The sequence below is a fragment of the Allobosea sp. RAF48 genome (assembly GCF_052114025.1).
GTDB lineage: Bacteria > Pseudomonadota > Alphaproteobacteria > Rhizobiales > Beijerinckiaceae > Allobosea.
The window spans coordinates 157,944-173,450 of record NZ_JBFRDZ010000009.1 but is presented as its reverse complement, the minus strand read 5'-3'; the positions used below and the strand labels follow the sequence as shown (position 1 = coordinate 173,450).

Annotated in this window: 13 protein-coding genes and 1 pseudogene; 6 read left to right on the top strand and 8 right to left on the bottom strand. The window is 66.2% G+C overall.

Annotated features, from left to right (window positions below; translation table 11 throughout):
• Positions 1-3 precede the first annotated feature (3 nt).
• Together AB4Z10_RS18065 and AB4Z10_RS18060 are read right to left on the bottom strand one after the other, a co-directional pair.
• The gene (locus AB4Z10_RS18065) at positions 4-1,014 is read right to left on the bottom strand and encodes a DUF2891 domain-containing protein (protein ID WP_441471762.1); all 1,011 of its coding nucleotides are present in this window, start codon (positions 1,012-1,014) and stop codon (positions 4-6) included.
• Positions 1,011-1,937 (bottom strand): hypothetical protein, encoded by a 927-nt coding sequence (locus tag AB4Z10_RS18060; RefSeq protein WP_441471761.1) that lies wholly within the window; start codon positions 1,935-1,937, stop codon positions 1,011-1,013. The genes AB4Z10_RS18065 and AB4Z10_RS18060 overlap by 4 nt, the downstream gene beginning before the upstream one ends.
• Positions 1,938-2,030: 93 nt before the next feature.
• On the opposite strand from AB4Z10_RS18060, the gene AB4Z10_RS18055 reads away from it, so the two are divergent.
• Complete coding sequence (locus tag AB4Z10_RS18055; protein ID WP_441471760.1) at positions 2,031-2,942, top strand: LysR family transcriptional regulator; 912 nt, start codon at positions 2,031-2,033, stop codon at positions 2,940-2,942.
• Positions 2,943-2,976: 34 nt separating this feature from the next.
• On the opposite strand, the gene AB4Z10_RS18050 is transcribed toward AB4Z10_RS18055, so the two are convergent.
• Positions 2,977-3,951: a Bug family tripartite tricarboxylate transporter substrate binding protein gene (locus AB4Z10_RS18050; RefSeq protein ID WP_441471759.1), complete on the bottom strand. Its 975-nt coding sequence runs from the start codon at positions 3,949-3,951 to the stop codon at positions 2,977-2,979.
• A 200-nt stretch (positions 3,952-4,151) separates the two neighbouring features.
• Between AB4Z10_RS18050 and AB4Z10_RS18045 the strand changes: the two genes are divergently transcribed.
• From AB4Z10_RS18045 to araD, 3 genes are all read left to right on the top strand, one after another.
• Positions 4,152-4,853: a GntR family transcriptional regulator gene (locus tag AB4Z10_RS18045; RefSeq protein ID WP_441471758.1), complete on the top strand. Its 702-nt coding sequence runs from the start codon at positions 4,152-4,154 to the stop codon at positions 4,851-4,853.
• Positions 4,843-5,760, top strand: coding sequence for a dihydrodipicolinate synthase family protein (locus tag AB4Z10_RS18040; protein WP_441471757.1), 918 nt, complete (start codon positions 4,843-4,845; stop codon positions 5,758-5,760). Before AB4Z10_RS18045 ends, AB4Z10_RS18040 begins: the two co-directional genes overlap by 11 nt.
• Before the next feature lie 140 nt (positions 5,761-5,900).
• The gene (araD, locus tag AB4Z10_RS18035; RefSeq protein WP_441471756.1) at positions 5,901-7,631 is read left to right on the top strand and encodes an L-arabinonate dehydratase; all 1,731 of its coding nucleotides are present in this window, start codon (positions 5,901-5,903) and stop codon (positions 7,629-7,631) included.
• A gap of 124 nt (positions 7,632-7,755) precedes the next feature.
• Here the strand turns inward: araD and AB4Z10_RS18030 are convergent, their stop codons facing one another.
• Together AB4Z10_RS18030 and AB4Z10_RS18025 are read right to left on the bottom strand one after the other, a co-directional pair.
• Positions 7,756-9,150: a DUF2793 domain-containing protein gene (locus AB4Z10_RS18030; protein ID WP_441471755.1), complete on the bottom strand. Its 1,395-nt coding sequence runs from the start codon at positions 9,148-9,150 to the stop codon at positions 7,756-7,758.
• Positions 9,151-9,244: 94 nt separating this feature from the next.
• A pseudogene (locus tag AB4Z10_RS18025) lies at positions 9,245-9,378 on the bottom strand (aspartate/glutamate racemase family protein); the annotation flags it as partial.
• A gap of 208 nt (positions 9,379-9,586) precedes the next feature.
• Between AB4Z10_RS18025 and AB4Z10_RS18020 the strand changes: the two are divergent.
• Positions 9,587-9,961, top strand: coding sequence for a VanZ family protein (locus AB4Z10_RS18020; protein ID WP_441471754.1), 375 nt, complete (start codon positions 9,587-9,589; stop codon positions 9,959-9,961).
• 152 nt (positions 9,962-10,113) lie between these two features.
• Entirely contained in the window at positions 10,114-11,556 is a 1,443-nt protein-coding gene (locus AB4Z10_RS18015; protein WP_441471753.1) for an undecaprenyl-phosphate glucose phosphotransferase, read from the top strand.
• Positions 11,557-12,097: 541 nt separating this feature from the next.
• Here the strand turns inward: AB4Z10_RS18015 and AB4Z10_RS18010 are convergent.
• Genes AB4Z10_RS18010 through AB4Z10_RS18000 form a run of 3 tightly spaced genes read right to left on the bottom strand, consistent with a single transcriptional unit; the run spans position 12,098 to position 15,387 of the window.
• Positions 12,098-13,651 (bottom strand): DHA2 family efflux MFS transporter permease subunit, encoded by a 1,554-nt coding sequence (locus AB4Z10_RS18010; RefSeq protein WP_441471752.1) that lies wholly within the window; start codon positions 13,649-13,651, stop codon positions 12,098-12,100.
• Complete coding sequence (locus AB4Z10_RS18005) at positions 13,644-14,924, bottom strand: HlyD family secretion protein (RefSeq protein WP_441471751.1); 1,281 nt, start codon at positions 14,922-14,924, stop codon at positions 13,644-13,646. Before AB4Z10_RS18005 ends, AB4Z10_RS18010 begins: the two co-directional genes overlap by 8 nt.
• Entirely contained in the window at positions 14,917-15,387 is a 471-nt protein-coding gene (locus AB4Z10_RS18000) for a MarR family winged helix-turn-helix transcriptional regulator (RefSeq protein ID WP_441471750.1), read from the bottom strand. Before AB4Z10_RS18000 ends, AB4Z10_RS18005 begins: the two co-directional genes overlap by 8 nt.
• Between the last annotated feature and the right edge of the window lie 120 nt (positions 15,388-15,507).

Sequence of the window (15,507 nt, the reverse complement as noted above, 5' to 3'; positions counted from 1 at the left end):
CGGCTACCGCTCCTCGATAGCGAGCACAGCGAAGGTCGCGAGCCAGTGCTCGCCCATATAGTCGCCGGCGATATGCGGCAGACCGGCTTCGAGATGCCGCCGCCCGGCATCGTCGATGACCGGGCGCCGCGCATCGCCCGCCGGCAAGGCCGCGGCGAGCGCGCTCCAGCACCAGGCCCGGCTGAGATTGAGCCCGTCGAGATGCGCGATCTTGCCGTCGGTCCGGTCGCTCACGGTGGCCGGCTTGAACAGAATGRCCGGCTTGCTCTGTGCGACATGCGGCAGGAAGCGCTCGAACCAGGGTAGGAACCGTTCCGCCGGAAGCAGGCGGCGCATGCATTCCGCCTCGATCAGGGCCGAGGATTGGAAATCGTCCCCGCTCGGCTCGCCCCAGGCCGGGCAGTCGACATCAGCGCCGTACCAGCGCAGCGCCGTCTCGCGCAGCAGCGTCAGGAACGCCCCATCCTCAGTCGCCGCCGCATAGTCGGCAGCCATCCGCAGGCCGAAGGCGGTGTTGAAATGCGTGCCGACGCGGACCGGATAGGTCGCGATCGGCAGGAAGTCGCGGAAGCGCTGCGCGAAGATCTCGGCGAGCGGCGCCAGTGCCCTGCCCCAGCGCCCATCGTCTAACCCGTCCAGCTCGGCGGCGAGCTTCAGCAGCCAACCCCAGCCATAAGGCCGCTTGAAGCCGCGCGCCGTCGGGGCAGCGAGATAGGCGCATTCGACTGCGATCTTCTCCGGAACGAGCTGCGCATCAAACAAGGCCACGATGTCGGCGGCGGCCTCCATGTTTGGATAGCGCCGCAGCAGGCGGGCCAGCATCCAGTAGCTATGCACGCAGGAATGCCAGTCATAGCTGCCGTAGAACACCGGATGCAGCGCGCTTGGCGTGCGCGCGTCCTCCGGCCCGGCCAAGGTGTGGTCCGGCTTGTTCGGGTACTCCCGCCGGACATGGCCGAGCGCGATCCGGGCGAAGCGCAGCGCAATCTCTTCGGTCAGGGCGGGGGCGGTCATGGCTTGGCTGTCTCCGGTTCGGCGCGACGCATCACGAAGGCGATCAGGCGTGGGGTCATGTAGATGGGAAACTGCGTCGCCGCGAAGAAAAGCGCCATCGTCGGCGAGGTCGCGGCGCCGAGCGCGGACCAGACCAATCCGACATTACGGTTGCCGAGGGTCAGGCCGACGGTCAACCGCGCGGCGAGGCTGCCGGGCGTCAGGACGACGCCGAGCCCCTGCAACGCGATGTTGCAAGCGAAGGCGAGCGCAACGCAGGACAGCGCCATAGTGGGATCGGCCTCGATCTGGACTCGCACTCCGGCCATCGCGGCCAGCGCGAAGATCAGCAGGGCGCCGAGAACGGTTGCATCGACCGTAGCTCCATGCCGGCCCAGCGCCGCACCCGCATGGCGGCGCAACAGCCAGGCGAACGCAGCGGCTCCGGCCGTCAGAGCGAACAGCCGGAATGCCAGCTCATAGGGGTCGAAACCGATACCGCCGAGCCATTGCGCGAGGAGCGGCACCGTCAGAGGCGCGGCCGCCATCGACAGCAAGGTCACCGTAAGCGGCAGCGTCGGGTCGAGGCCAAGCAGCCGCGCCACCGCCGCGTTTCCGCCGGAAGGCGGTGCGCAGACGGCGAGCACCACCGCCAGTGCAAGCTCAGGCGCCAGCCCGGCACCGCGCACCACCGCCGCGACGAGCAGCGGGCAAACCAGCATCACTAGCCCCGGCAGAAAGAGCGACAGGCGCGGTCGCCGCAATGTCATCAGGAAGGCGTTGCCGTCGACCCTGAGCAATGTGCCCAGGACGATCACGAAGATGGCGGCAGCCATTGCCGGGCGCACAGCATCGGCCAGCGCCGGAATCGCGAGGCCTGCGAGCACCCCGACCATCAGCAATGTCGGTCCACCTGGAATGCAGCGCGCAAGAGAGGGGGACATCGCAGCTATCGGCCCGTCGGTACAACGGATGCCGGTGTAGATACCTCCACGACATTCTTGAAATCGATTGTTCGTATATGCATCATTGTCTGCATGAATTTAGCGTCGATCGATCTCAACCTGCTGGTGGCCTTCGAGGCGCTGATCGAGGAGCGCCACGTCACCCGCGCCGCCGGCCGGATCGGCCTGGCGCAGCCCTCGATGAGCAGTGCCCTGCGGCGTTTGCGCGAGTTGTTCGACGACGAGCTGTTCCTGCGCACCGCCTCCGGCATGCAGCCGACCGAGAAGGCGCTGGCGCTTGCCCGGCCGATCGGCGCCGCGCTCGAGCAGATCCGGCAAGCGCTCGCGCCCCGGCAAGGCTTCGAGCCCGCCACATCGAACCGGCGTTTCGCCGTTGCCGTGACGGACTATGGCGATCTCGTCGTCGTCCCCACCCTGGTCAGGCTGCTGCGTCGAGAGGCTCCGGGCGTCGACCTCGCCGTGCGGCCGATCACCGACGCAGGAGACGCTCTGGCGCGGCTGGAGCGGGGCGAACTCGACGCCCTGATCGGCGGCCACCTGCCCGATTCAGCACTCTGCCTGCGCCGGCGCCTGATCGAGGAACGCTTCGTCTGCATCCGGGACCCTGCGCGCGCCGGAGGCGGAGCCGATATGACGCTGAGCGAGTATGCCGCCCTGCCCCACGCCCTGTTCTCGGCGGCCGGTGGCGACGGCCTGCCGAGCGCCATCGATATCGCCCTTGATCAAATGGGGCTGAGGCGCCGCGTCGCCGTCACCCTGCCCCATGTCGTCGCGGTTCCCTTCGCGGTAGCCGGCACCGATCTGGTGGCCACGATGGCCGAGCGGGTTGCCCGCCGCTTTGCAGCAAGCGCCGGCGTCGCAGTGTTGCCGCTCCCCTGCGAAGTGGCCGCCTTCGATATCGACCTGCTGCACGCACGGCGCGCGCTGGCGGACCCCGCGCTGCGCTGGCTCATGAATGCGATCGCCACTGCGGCCGCGGATTGATTCCACGGCTCGCGGCGCCGGAAGCCCGACCGCCTCACTCGATCTTCACATTCGCCTTCTGCGCCACCTCGGCCCAGCGCTTGGTCTCCGAGGCGATATGGGCGGTGAACTGCTCCTGCGACGAGCCGACGGGATCGACGCCGAGCTTCTTGAGCTGGTCGATCACCGCCTGCTCTTTCATGATCGCCTGCGTCTCGGCCGAGAGCTTGGCGACGATCTCTTTCGGCACGCCGGATGGCGCGAAGAAGCCGTGCCAGGAGCTGGCATCATAGCCTGGAATGAACTCGGCCAGCGCCGGCAAGTCCTTGGCGACCTCCAGCCGCTGCGGTGTCGCGGTAGCCAGCGCCCTGATCTTGCCCTCCTGCACATGCGGCCAGGCAATTGTGATGTTGTCGAAGGTGATCTGGATCTGGCCGGAGAGCAGGTCCTGCGTCACCTGCCCGCTCGACCGATAAGGCACATGCGCCATGTCGGTCCCGGTCGCGACCTTGAACAGTTCCGCCGCCATATGGGTCGAGGTGCCCGCCCCAGACGAGCCGAAGGAGTACTTGCCGGGATTTTTCTTGAGCAGGTCGATCAGTTCGGGAACCGTCTTGGCCGGCAGATCGATATTGACCATCAGGATGTTCGGCACACTCGCCACCTGTGAAATCGGCGCGAAGTCCTTGGTGTGGTCGAAGGGCAGCCTGGCATAGACAGCCGGGTTGATCGCATGGGTCGAGACAGTGCCCATGGTCAGCGTGTAGCCATCGGCCGGCGCGCGTGCGACGGCAGCAACACCGGTATTCCCGCCGGCGCCCGGCCGGTTCTCGACGATGAATTTGCCGCCGAGGCGCTGGCCCAGCCGGTCAGCCAGAATGCGCCCGAGCAGGTCGGTGGTGCCGCCGGCCGCGAAGGGCACGACGATGGTGACGACCTTGCTGCCCGGATAGTCGCCTTGCGCGAAGGCAGGCCCAGCCGCAGCCAGGCAAGCGGCGGCGATGATGATCGTTCTGCGGCTGATGCTCATTGGTCTTGTTCCTCCCCGTCACGGACATTCCGCCTTGCGCCTCGTTCTGGGCGCTTGCCCGAGGGATATCACAGGATTGCAGATTTGAAATCTGAAATTTCAGATTGCCGGAACAGGAGGATTGTGCTGTTTGATGCCGGTGTGCGGCGCGGGTCGTTATCCGGCTTTGGTGGATGTTGACTGGCCGCTTCGGAATGATGATGTTGCAGCCTGCCGTCGAACCCGTCGCCCCCGATCTGCTGCGTTCGCTGCGCGAGCACGTGCATGAGCGCCTGCGCCGCGCCATTGTCGCCGGGCGCTTCCGCAATGGCGAGCGGCTGAACGAACGCCAGCTCGCCGAGATGCTCGGCGTCAGCACGACACCGGTGAAGGACGCGATCCGCAAGCTGGAGAGCGAAGGGCTGGTGCGGACGGAGGCGCGGCGCGGCGTCTTCGTCGAGTTCTCGCCGCGGCAGGCGCTGGAGATGGCGCTGGGCCGCGCCGCGCTCGAAAGCGTCATGGCCCATATCGCGGCAAACCACCTGACCGGGAGCGACGAAAGAGAGCTCGCCCGGCTGATCGCCGAGATGGAGCAGGCGACCGAGCATGGCGACCTCGAGGATCTGGTCGCGCTCAACGAGACTTATCACCGCGCGATCCATCGCATTTCGGGCTGCACCTATCTGGAGCGCCGGCTCGACGGCCAGCGCATGTACGATCACGCCCAGCGCATTTCGCTTCATTCGGAGCTGGCCGAACGCCGCCGCGGCTTCGAGGAGCATCGCGGCATCTACGAGGCGCTCCTGGCGCGCGATCCCGCGCTCGCCGAACTCAGGATGCGCCGCCACATCGTCCGCTCGGCGAAGGCCCATGTAAGGCTGGTCTTCGGCGCGGATGCGGAGGGACTGGACTATGACGAATGACAAGGTGCGCAGCGCGCTGCGCGGCATTTCCGGCGTCCATGTCACCGCCTGGAAGGCGGATGGCGAGGCCGACTGGGGCCTGACCGGCAAGATAGTCCGGCGCATCGCCGAGGCCGGCATCCACAATATCGTCTCGGCCGGCAACACCGGTGAGTTCTACCCGATGACGACGGCGGAGGTGGAACGTTCCCACGCCGTCGCAGCCGAGTCTGCCGCCGGCAAGGCGCTGGTCACCGCCGGCATCGGCAGGTCCCTGCGCGAGGCGGTAGCGACCGGCAAGCTCGCCGCCAGGGCCGGCTGCGATGCCGCGATGGTGCATCACCCGCTAGACCCCTTCGCCGCGCCGCAAGCCCAGGCCGACTACATCCTCGCCATCGCCGAGGCGCTGTCGATCCCGCTCGTCGCCTATATCCGTTCGGACGCGATCGGCGTGAAGGACCTGATCCGCGTCGCGACGCATCCGAACGTCGCCGGCGTCAAGTTCGCTTCCAACAACATGATGCTGCTCGCCGATTGCGTACGCGAGACCGAAGGCTCCTCGGCCAACTGGATCTGCGGCCTCGCCGAGGGCTGGGCCGCACCCTTCTATGCGCTCGGCGCGCGCGGCTTCACCTCCGGTCTTATCAATGTCGTGCCCGAGCGCTCGCTCGCTGTCTGGCGTGCGCTGGAAGCCGGTGACTATGCCGCGGCGCGCCGGGAGGTCGATGCCATCGCCGGCTTCGAGAAGCTGCGCACCAAATACGGCAACGGCGCCAACGTCACCGTGGTGAAGGAAGCACTCGGCCTGCTCGGCACCGATGTCGGCCCGGTCAGACTGCCCGGCCTGCCGGAGCTGAACGAGGCCGAGCGGGCGGAATTGCGCGGCATCGTGTCGGGCTGGGGCGCCGTGAAGGCCGCGGCTGAGTGACAGGCCGTCATTCTCGGGCGGAGCGAAGCGCAGACCCGAGAATCTCATGACAAGATGGCACTGGTTTCCGGGATGGTCGGGTCAAGCCCGACCATGACGCCAGAACCGACTAGAACGACAAGAATTCCGAGGAAACGCCCATGTCCCGCCCCCGCAAGACGCCCGAGACCCTGCGCAGCTGGCGCTGGTTCGGGGCGAGCGATCTGCGCTCCTTCGGCCATCGCTCGCGGGCGCTGCAGATGGGCTTGGGCCATGAGGAATTCATGGGCAAGCCGGTCATCGGCATCATCAATACCTGGTCAGAGATCAACCCCTGCCACACGCACCTGCGCGACCGCGCCGAGGCGGTGAAGCGCGCGGTCTGGGCGGCCGGCGGCTTCCCGATCGAAATCCCCGTGATGTCGGTCTCGGAGCAGTACCAGAAGCCGACGACAATGCTCTATCGCAACTTCCTGGCGATGGAGACGGAGGAATCGATCCGCTCCCACCCGCTCGACGGCGCGGTGCTGCTCGGCGGCTGCGACAAGTCCACGCCGGCCCTGATCATGGGCGCCTGCAGCGCGGGGCTTCCCTTCATCTTCGTCCCGGCCGGGCCGATGCTGCGCGGCAACTGGGCCGGCAAGGTGCTGGGTTCCGGCGCCGACGTCTGGAAGTACTGGGCCGAGAAGGAAGCCGGCAACATCACCGACGATCAGTGGCGCGATATGGAAAGCGGCATTGCCCGCTCCTACGGCACCTGCATGGTGATGGGCACGGCCGCGACGATGATGAGCCATGCCGAGGTAGTCGGCCTCACCTTGCCCGGCGCCTCCGCCATCCCTGCCGCCGACGCCGCCCATCCACGCATGGCCGCCGCCGCAGGCAAGCGCATCGTCGAGATGGTCTGGGAGGATCTGACGCCGGACCAGATCCTGACCCGCAAGAGCTTCGAGAATGCACTGACGGTCCACATGGCCGTCGCCGGCTCGACCAACGCGATCATCCATCTCGTCGCCATGGCCGGTCGCGCCGGAGTGCCGCTGACACCGGATGATTTCGACGCCTTCTCGCGCACGGTCCCGGTCATCGCGAATTTGCGCCCCTCGGGCGACTTCCTGATGGAGGATTTCTTCTATGCCGGCGGCCTCCCCGCCCTGCTGAAGCAGCTCGAGAGCAAGCTCCACACCGATGCGATGACCGTGACCGGCAAGCCGCTGGCGCAGACCATCGCGCTCGCCAATGTCTATGATGACAACGTCATCCGCCCGCTCGACCGCCCGGTCTCGACGGCCAATGGCCTCGCCGTGCTGAAGGGCAACCTCGCCCCCGATGGCTGCGTCATCAAGCCCTCCGCCGCCGAGCCTCGCCTGCTCAAGCATTCCGGCCCGGCCCTCGTCTTCGAGGATTACGACGCAATGATGCGGGCGGTGAACGACGAGAACCTCGACGTCAGCGCCGACCACATCATGGTGCTGAAGAATTGCGGCCCGGTCGGCGGCCCCGGCATGCCGGAATGGGGCATGCTGCCGATCCCGAAGAAGCTGCTGAAGCAGGGCGTGCGCGACATGCTGCGTATCTCGGATGCCCGCATGTCCGGCACCAGTTACGGCGCCTGCATCCTGCATGTCGCGCCGGAGGCCTATATCAAGGGCCCGCTCGCCGCGGTGCAGACCGGCGACATCATCAGCGTCGACGTCGAGGCCCGCAGCATCTCGGTCAACCTCACCGAAGCAGAGATCGCCGCCCGCCTCGCCGTCTGGACGCCGCCCGACCGCGACTATCCGCGCGGCTGGGGCAAGATGTCCGCGGCCCATATCCGGCAGGCCGACAAGGGCTGCGATTTCGACTATCTCGAAGGCACTGCCAAGGTGGCGGAACCCGAGATTCACTGACGCGAGCAGGAGGCGTCATTCCCGGGCCGCGCCCGGCGCGGAATCGAGAATCTCGAGCCGAGGGAGGCTCCAGAGCCCACTCTCCCGGAGATGCTCGGGGCAAGCCCGAGCATGACGCGCTGCCCTAAAACTCCGCATCGAAGGCGATGGCGTCGAACGCCGCCCGCACCCGCCCCAGCGTTTGTGCGGTGACATAGGCATAGGCACGCTCGGGTGATTGGGCGACAACGCCGCGATCGCTGCCTTGCACATTGATTTCCGAGGACACGGTGAAGCCGACTGCCGGCGTCGTTCGCATTGGTACGGGCATCCCGATGCTCTGGCGAGCGCCCGCCGCCGCAGCCTGGTAGGCGTCGATCAGGATCTGTCCGTCCGGGCGCCAATGGTAGCGTCGGCACAACATTTGCTCGATCGCCAGCGCGCGGGCTCCCCATCCAGTGGCGACGCCGCCCCGCTCCAGCTTGATGCGGGCGAAGCTGACCGTCCCGGCGCTCGGGGACAACCGCACCGTCAAGGCCCCCGTGTCGCCCACAGCCGGGGTCAACGTCACCGAACGCCGGTCTGCGCCTGCCGTAATCGTGCCGGTCTGGCTACCGATGGCGACCGAGAGATTGCCGCCGCTCAGGCCTTCGACGGACAGCGTCAGCGACAGACCGGCGAAGGAGGCAAGGCCCCACAGCGCCGGCTCGACGACCTGCACGATTCCACCTGAGTTCAACGTGATAGCGAAACCGCTGCGCGAAAGATTGGCGCCGCCGCTCGCCGCCTTCCAGCGATCGAACCCGTAGTTTCCCGTCGCAAGCGCTCCGCCCGCGAAGCCGCGCTGGTTGATCTGCATGTCGCCATTGATCAGGAGGTCCGTGCCGCAAGCCCAGGCCGAGCCTGGCAGAACCACGCTTCCCGTCCAGCGATCGATCGCGATTGCATCGTGCCAGGCCGAGCCGTCCCCGCTGACCTTCACCCGGAATTCGTCGTCTCCGGCCAGGCCGAATTCGGCGCGCCCCGACCAGTTGGCCTGGAACAGAACGCTCGCGGTGTTGCCCGCAGCGCCCTTGTTGATCTTGAGGCGATGATCGCCGCCGGCATGGTTGAACAGGCTGGCCTCGGAGGAGACCGCGAGCCGGTTGGTCGCATCCGCAGACGCGTTGATGCCCCAGCGTTCGGCGCCGAGGCTGCTGAGCGGGCTGGCGCGGCGCCATTCCGTCCCGGTCCAGAGATTGTGCTCGGCTTCGTCCGCGACCCAGGCCTGCCAGCCCGCACGCGGCGTCAGGAAGGTCCAGCCGCCATCCTCGAACAGCGCCAGCTGATCGGCCCGGCCGGCGAAGGCGCCGGTGCCGCCCGGGGGCACGATATAGGCGGAAAGCTCCGTCGGCGAGGCCGGCGGCGCGGTCTGCGTGCGACTGTCGACGACGAGGTGGATCAAGGCATCCAGTCGCGTCAGCGCGTCGTTGTGGGTGACGTGCTTCTGCGCCTGTCCGGCGGCGAGCAGGGGTAGGGAAAGTCGGGGGGTGTCGGTCATGTGGCCTCGCGAAGGGGATGCAGCGCCGGGCTGTCGCGAGGGGGATTATCGGGCGATTGCCGAAGCCGGGGATAAGTCGGCCGGCTCAGCCGAACGTGCCATTGCCCATGTCGCCGGGAATGCGTGGAAAGCGCGCCTCCGGCATCAGGTGCCGAGCGGCATGCCATGGATGGCCTTGCCGCCCGGCGCGATCCGCGCCGCCGACGACGCGGCAGAACTCTCCAGCATGAAACCTCTCCCGTTCATCGCCGACATGTTGACCCGACGCCCTTACGACAGCATAGCCGGCGCGAAGACATGACACAGATTTCACCTATGCCATTGCTTCGCCGTTTTTACATTGCCATAAGGGCATAGCTGGGCATCGGCGCGAAACGATTCTTACAGTGCTGGCCTAAATCTTGCTATGCGCCCCGCCAGCATTCGGAGTTCCGGTTTGAACGCCTCCCTCGACAAGCTGCGCCGCGCCGCCGTCCTGATCGGCTGGACCGCCCTCCTCGTGATCGTCGTTTCGACGCTGTCGCCGATCGATGCGCGGCCCCACCTCATGGACCTGGGTGCGGATACCGAACGCTTCCTCGCCTATCTTGCCGCCGGCGCATTGCTCACCTTCGCTTACCCGCGCCAGCGCTGGCTGGTGCTGCCCGGCCTGATCGGTCTGGCCGCAGGTTTGGAATGGCTGCAGACGCTGGAGATGACCCGTCACGGGCTGCCTCATGACGCGCTGGTCAAGATCATGGGGGCGCTTGTCGGCTCCGCCATGGCGAGCTCCTTCGAATATATGCTCCGGCGCTTCCGCAACGCCATCTGAACGTGGAACCCGCCAGATCCAGTGTCTCGATCTGGGCCACCTGTTGGCGGCACAGGCATTGCCACCTCAGCCTTCACGACGGATCCGCTGTGAGCCTGCGTCCCGCTTTGGGACGAGGCGTCGCTGCCGCTCGGATCTGAAGGCGGGGTGACATGAGCGTCAACGATCTGGACAGCACGCTGCTGACAACGTCCGAAAGCCGGCCGCGCCTTTGGCGGTACTGGCTCGGGCCGCTCACTGCGGCGAGCGACGCGATCATCGTCGGCTCTCTCGTCGGTGCGGCGTCGGCCGCCTATTACCTGGTAACTCAGAACGAAATCGGCATGGATCGCGCTGCCCCCGAGCTGGCGGCGATGCTGATGACGATCTTCGTCTTCATCAATCTGATGCAAGGGCGCTATCAGCTCAAAAACTACCTCTCGCCCCAGGGACAGATCGCATCGGCCTTCTCGGTCTGGAACATCACGATGGTCGCTTTCCTGGCGCTCATCTTCGTCGCCAAGATCACTGGTCACTATTCGCGAATCGTCATTTTCACGACCTATTTCGCCGGAATACCGGTGATTGCGCTGTCGCGCTCGCTTCTTGCCCGGTGGGTCGCAGCCGGTAGCAAGGCAGGTCGGATCACGTCCGAGCGCGTGTTCCTGATCGGGCGGGAAGACAACGTGATGTCCTTCGTCGCCCGGCACAAACCCTGGCATGTCGGTTTCGCGATCGCAGACGTTGCGTTCCTGAAATCGGGCCGGGATGGCAATCCGGCGGAACTCTCGGCCAATCTGGCCGCCGCCGTGGCAAATTGCCGGGCCAGGCGGCCCGATGCCGTCCTCATCGCCCTGCCCTGGTCGGAGCAGAAGACCATCGAGGCCTGCGTCGGCGCCTTCACCAATCTTCCGGTCGCGATCCATCTCGCGCCTGAGCCGATCATGGAGCGTTTTGAGACGCCGCATTTCGTTCGCTCCGGCTCGTTTTCCAGCCTGCGCCTGACCCGTCAGCCGCTGTCCGGAGCGGAGATCGCCACCAAGCGCGCGCTCGACATGGTTGCTGCCGTCTCGGGTTTGGTCCTGACCCTGCCGCTCCTCATCATGATCGCCGCGTTGATCCGGCTCGACTCGCCCGGCCCAATCCTCTTCCGGCAGCGTCGCTATGGCTTCAATCAGCAGGCGTTCCGCATCTTCAAGTTCCGGACCATGACCACGACCGACGACGGCCAGGTCGTCGTCCAGGCCAAGCGCAACGATCCCCGGATCACCAGGGTCGGGCAGGTGCTGCGCCGCTACAATCTCGACGAACTGCCCCAGCTTCTGAACGTGATTGCCGGTGACATGTCGCTGGTGGGGCCGCGGCCGCATGCGCTCGCCCATGATGTCGAGTTCCAGTGCAGGATCGCCAACTACGCGCGCCGTCACAACGTCAAGCCGGGCATAACCGGCTGGGCTCAGGTGAACGGCTTTCGGGGCGAGACCGACACCGACGAGAAGATGGCCAAGCGCGTCGCCTATGATCACTGGTACATCGACAACTGGTCGTTCTGGCTCGACGTCGCGATCCTGTTCCGAACGGTGTTCAGTCGAAAGGCTTTCACCAACGCGCGCTAGAACCGGGTCCGGCCAGGTTGAATCAACCTGCTCGGAACCTCCTCTAACTTATTGAGAGAGAACGCATGATCCGGTCGGATTGCGGCGCAATCGGATCGGTGCGTGCTCTGACGCAAGCGTTGCGCGGCCCCGCTCGCCAGCCAGTGCAGCCGGCGCGCAGTCCCTCAGGTCAACAGCCGCCAGACGGTGCGCCCGAACCAGACGGCGCAGCCGAGCATGATCGCCAGCGCCGCCACCAGCGCCACGAGGATCACGAACCGCCCGACGAAAAAGCTCGCCATGCTCGCGGGATTTTCGGGAACGTTGTCGTTCGCCGCCCGCGGCATCCGAGCCGGGCTGGAGATGCGGAACGGGGTGGGGATTCGAGGCACGCGCTCTGGTCGCATGACACGGGCTCGTAGCGTTAAAATTGCGTTAATCCGACACCATGATAATCGACTGAAATCGATCTGCGCAAAAGCTCTAGGTGAGATTTCAGGCGAGTTTGACCGAACAAGATTAACCTTGGGTCAGCCCCAAGGCCGACGCGCCACGCGAGGCGCTACTCCATCACCATCGCGTGGTCATCAGCCGGCGCAGCCGCCTTTTGGCGAGGCGTGCGCAACAGCGCCAGGAAGGGCAGCGCTGCAAGGCAGAGGATCATCAGCAGCTTGAAGTCGTCGACATAGGAAATGATCGTCGCCTGCCGTGTCACGACCTCGTCGAGCGCGGCGCGCCCCGCCAGCGTCAGCGGATCCCAGGCCTCCTTGATCGCCGGCATATCGAAGATGCGGTTGAACGGCGTGACATAATTCGCGATCTCGGCATGGTTCACCTGCACGTTGCGGGTGAGCAGATAGGCGACCAGCGAGATGCCCACGCTCGAGCCGATATTGCGCGAGAGGTTGTAGAGGCCGGTGCCGTCGCCGCGATACTCGGCCGGGAGCGTCGCGAAGGTGATCGTCGTCAGCGGCACGAAGAGCAGTCCGAGCCCCGCCCCCTGCAGGAAGCCGGTCACCATGATGGTCTGTTGCGACACGTCGGGCGTCCAGCCGGCCATATCGTACATCGCCCAGGCGCTGACCAGCAGGCCGGAACCGAGCAGGATGCGTGTATCGACCTTGCCGATCAGCTTCCCGACCATGAACATGCAGGCCATCGTGCCTAAGCCCCGCGGCCCCATGACGATGCCGGCGGTCACCACCGGATAGCCCATCAGCGTCTGCAGATAGGGCGTCATCAGCGCCAGCGACGCCAGGTAGCAGATGCCGACGATGAAGATGAAGATCAGCCCGACGCAGAAATTACGGTCGAGGAAAAGCCGCGGCTTGATGAAGGAATTCTCGGCCGTGAACGTATGCACCACGAGGATATAGAGCGCCGCGACGCAGACCGTCGCCTCGACGACGATCTCGAAGGAGTCGAACCAGTCGAGCTGCGCACCGCGATCGAGGAAGAGCTGCAACGCGCCGATCGCGATGCTGAGCGCGCCGAAACCGACCCAGTCGAGCTTCGCCGATGCACTGGATTTCGTCTCGCTGACGAAGATCGAGACGCCGACCAAAGCCAGGATGCCCAGCGGCAGGTTGATGTAGAACACCCAGCGCCAGGAGATGTTCTCGGTCAGCCAGCCGCCGATCACCGGGCCGAGCACCGGCCCCACCATCACCGAGACGCCGAACAGCGCCATCGCCGAGCCGCGCTCCTCGGGCGTGTAGATGTCGAGCAGGATGCTCTGCGACAGCGGCACCAGCGCCGCGCCGAAGAAGCCCTGCATCAGCCGAAAGCCGACGATCTGGGGGAGCGACTGCGCCGCCCCGCACAGGATCGAGGCGACGACGAAGCCGATGATCGCCACCGACAGCACCCGCTTGCGCCCGAAGCGCGCGGCCAGGAAGCCTGAGGGCGGCGTCATGATCGCGGCCGCGACGATGTAGGAGGTCAGGACCCAGTTGATCTGGTCGGCGCTGGCCGAGACGCTGCCCTGGATATAGGGCAGCGCGACATTGGCAATCGTGGTGTCGAGCGCCTGCATGATCACCGCGAGAATGACGCAGGCGGTGATGGCGCCGCGGTTGGCGACCGGGGTCGCTGCCGCGGCGATGGCGCTAGCCATGGTTGTTCTCTGTCTTCTTGTCCATGCTCGGGTTTTTGCCCGTGCCCGGGTTCTTGCTCATGCCCATCGCCGAGCCAATGAAGTCAGGCATGCCGCGCGCATGGCCGGTGTCGACATCGAGCGTCACGCTCATGCCGGCGCGCAGTTGCGGCCGGTCGGGCGGCGTCTCGATCTTCACCCGCATGGCGATGCGCTGGACGACCTTGACCCAGTTGCCGCTGGTGTTCTGTGCCGGCAGCAGCGAGAAGCTTGCCGCCGAGGCCGGGCTGATGCTGTCGACCGTGCCGCTCCAGTTCGCGCCTGGATAGGTGTCGACATAGATTTCGGCCTTCTGCCCCGGCCGCACCCAGGTCAGCTCGGTCTCCTTGGGGTTCGCCTGGATCCAGACATGGTCCGTGGAAACCAGGCTGAAGGCGTTGGTCGCCTCTGCCAGATATTGCCCCTTCTGCAGCGAGGGCACGTTGGTGACGATGCCGTCCATCGATGCGCGCACCACGGTATGGTCGAGCTGGCGGGCTGCCTCGGCGCGGGCGGCGACGGCGTCGCGGTAGCGCGGATGTTCCTCGATCGGCGCATCGGGCTTGCCGTTCAGGCCGGCGGCGATGCCGGCGAGCTGGGTCTGCAACTGCACCAGCTTCTGCTGCGAGCCGTCGAGATCGTGCTTGGCCTGATCGTAGGTCGCCTGCGACGCGACGGATTTCGTGGCGAGGTCCTGCTGGCGCTTGAACGTGGTCTGGAAGAACGCGATATCGCTCTCGGCCTGGGCGATCTGGCTTTGCATGCCCTTGTAGGTCGCCTTCAGCGCCGCGAGATCGTTGCTGACCACGCCGATCTGCGCGTCGGCCCGCTCCAGCGCGAAGCGGAACGGCTTGTCGTCGAGCCGGAAGAGCACTTCGCCGGCCTTCACCGGCTGGTTGTCGCGGACATCGACCTCGCTGACGATCCCCGCGACATCCGTCGAGATGCCGACGATGTCGGCCTGCACGTAAGCGTTGTCGGTCGACATCACCTGACCGCCGGTGACGTAGGTATATCCGCCCGCGATCAGCGCGACCGGCAGCAGCGCGAAGAGCAACTGGCGCTTGCGGTTGCGCGCGGGGCGCGTCGGCGAGGGAGCGGAAGCGGCGACCGGCGTCGTCTCGGGCGTATTGCCGGCGGGCGCAGGCGGCGCCTTCATCTCTCCCGCGCGCTTGATCTCGGTCACATTGTCACGCGGCTCGGGTTCGCGAGCATTCTCCACGCCGGCATCGGTTCTTCTGGCAACGTCATCCATGGCGGACCTGTCCTTCGGCCGCCGGCGATTGGCAGGCGGCCACAAGATTCTCTTTCATGGTTTCGAGGAGGCCGAGCAGTCGCGCGCGCTCCGCTTCAGGAATCGTGCCGAACGCCTCTGCCCGCGTGACTTCGCCGAGCGCGCGCATCGTTTCGAGCGTCGGCCCCGCCTTCTCGGTCAGGTAGAGCTGCCAGCTGCGCCGGTCGTTCGGATTGGGCCTGCGCTCGACCAGCCCGCAGCTCTCAAGCTTGTCGACGATCCGGCCGACGGTGATCGGCTCGACGTCGATCAGCTCGGCGAGCATCCCCTGCTGGATGCCGGCATTCCGGTCGAGATAGGCGAGCACCTGCCATTGTGAGCGCGTCAGGCCAGTGTCGCGGGCGTTCTGCTCGAAGCGCTTGCGCAGCAGACGCGCGACGTCGTGCAGGAGGAAGCCCACGGTCGGCGGTGGCTTTGTAGGCATGCTTGTCATAAGCATCTATATAATATTTCGATACAGCTATGCACAACCGCCTGTGCCGCAACCCTCCGTCGCTTCACCTGCATTGCCAGCCCGGATGTGCGGCGACTACGGTTCCGCATC

Excerpts from the sequence above, each read along its gene's own strand:
- AB4Z10_RS18030 (WP_441471755.1), bottom strand. The coding sequence starts at position 9,150 with ATGACCGACACCCCCCGACTTTCCCTACCCCTGCTCGCCGCCGGACAG.
- AB4Z10_RS18015 (WP_441471753.1), top strand. The coding sequence starts at position 10,114 with ATGAGCGTCAACGATCTGGACAGCACGCTGCTGACAACGTCCGAAAGC.
- AB4Z10_RS18045 (WP_441471758.1), top strand. The coding sequence starts at position 4,152 with ATGTTGCAGCCTGCCGTCGAACCCGTCGCCCCCGATCTGCTGCGTTCG.
- AB4Z10_RS18050 (WP_441471759.1), bottom strand. The coding sequence starts at position 3,951 with ATGAGCATCAGCCGCAGAACGATCATCATCGCCGCCGCTTGCCTGGCT.
- AB4Z10_RS18010 (WP_441471752.1), bottom strand. The coding sequence starts at position 13,651 with ATGGCTAGCGCCATCGCCGCGGCAGCGACCCCGGTCGCCAACCGCGGC.
- AB4Z10_RS18005 (WP_441471751.1), bottom strand. The coding sequence starts at position 14,924 with ATGGATGACGTTGCCAGAAGAACCGATGCCGGCGTGGAGAATGCTCGC.
- araD (WP_441471756.1), top strand. The coding sequence starts at position 5,901 with ATGTCCCGCCCCCGCAAGACGCCCGAGACCCTGCGCAGCTGGCGCTGG.
- AB4Z10_RS18055 (WP_441471760.1), top strand. The coding sequence starts at position 2,031 with ATGAATTTAGCGTCGATCGATCTCAACCTGCTGGTGGCCTTCGAGGCG.
- AB4Z10_RS18060 (WP_441471761.1), bottom strand. The coding sequence starts at position 1,937 with ATGTCCCCCTCTCTTGCGCGCTGCATTCCAGGTGGACCGACATTGCTG.
- AB4Z10_RS18040 (WP_441471757.1), top strand. The coding sequence starts at position 4,843 with ATGACGAATGACAAGGTGCGCAGCGCGCTGCGCGGCATTTCCGGCGTC.
- AB4Z10_RS18000 (WP_441471750.1), bottom strand. The coding sequence starts at position 15,387 with ATGCCTACAAAGCCACCGCCGACCGTGGGCTTCCTCCTGCACGACGTC.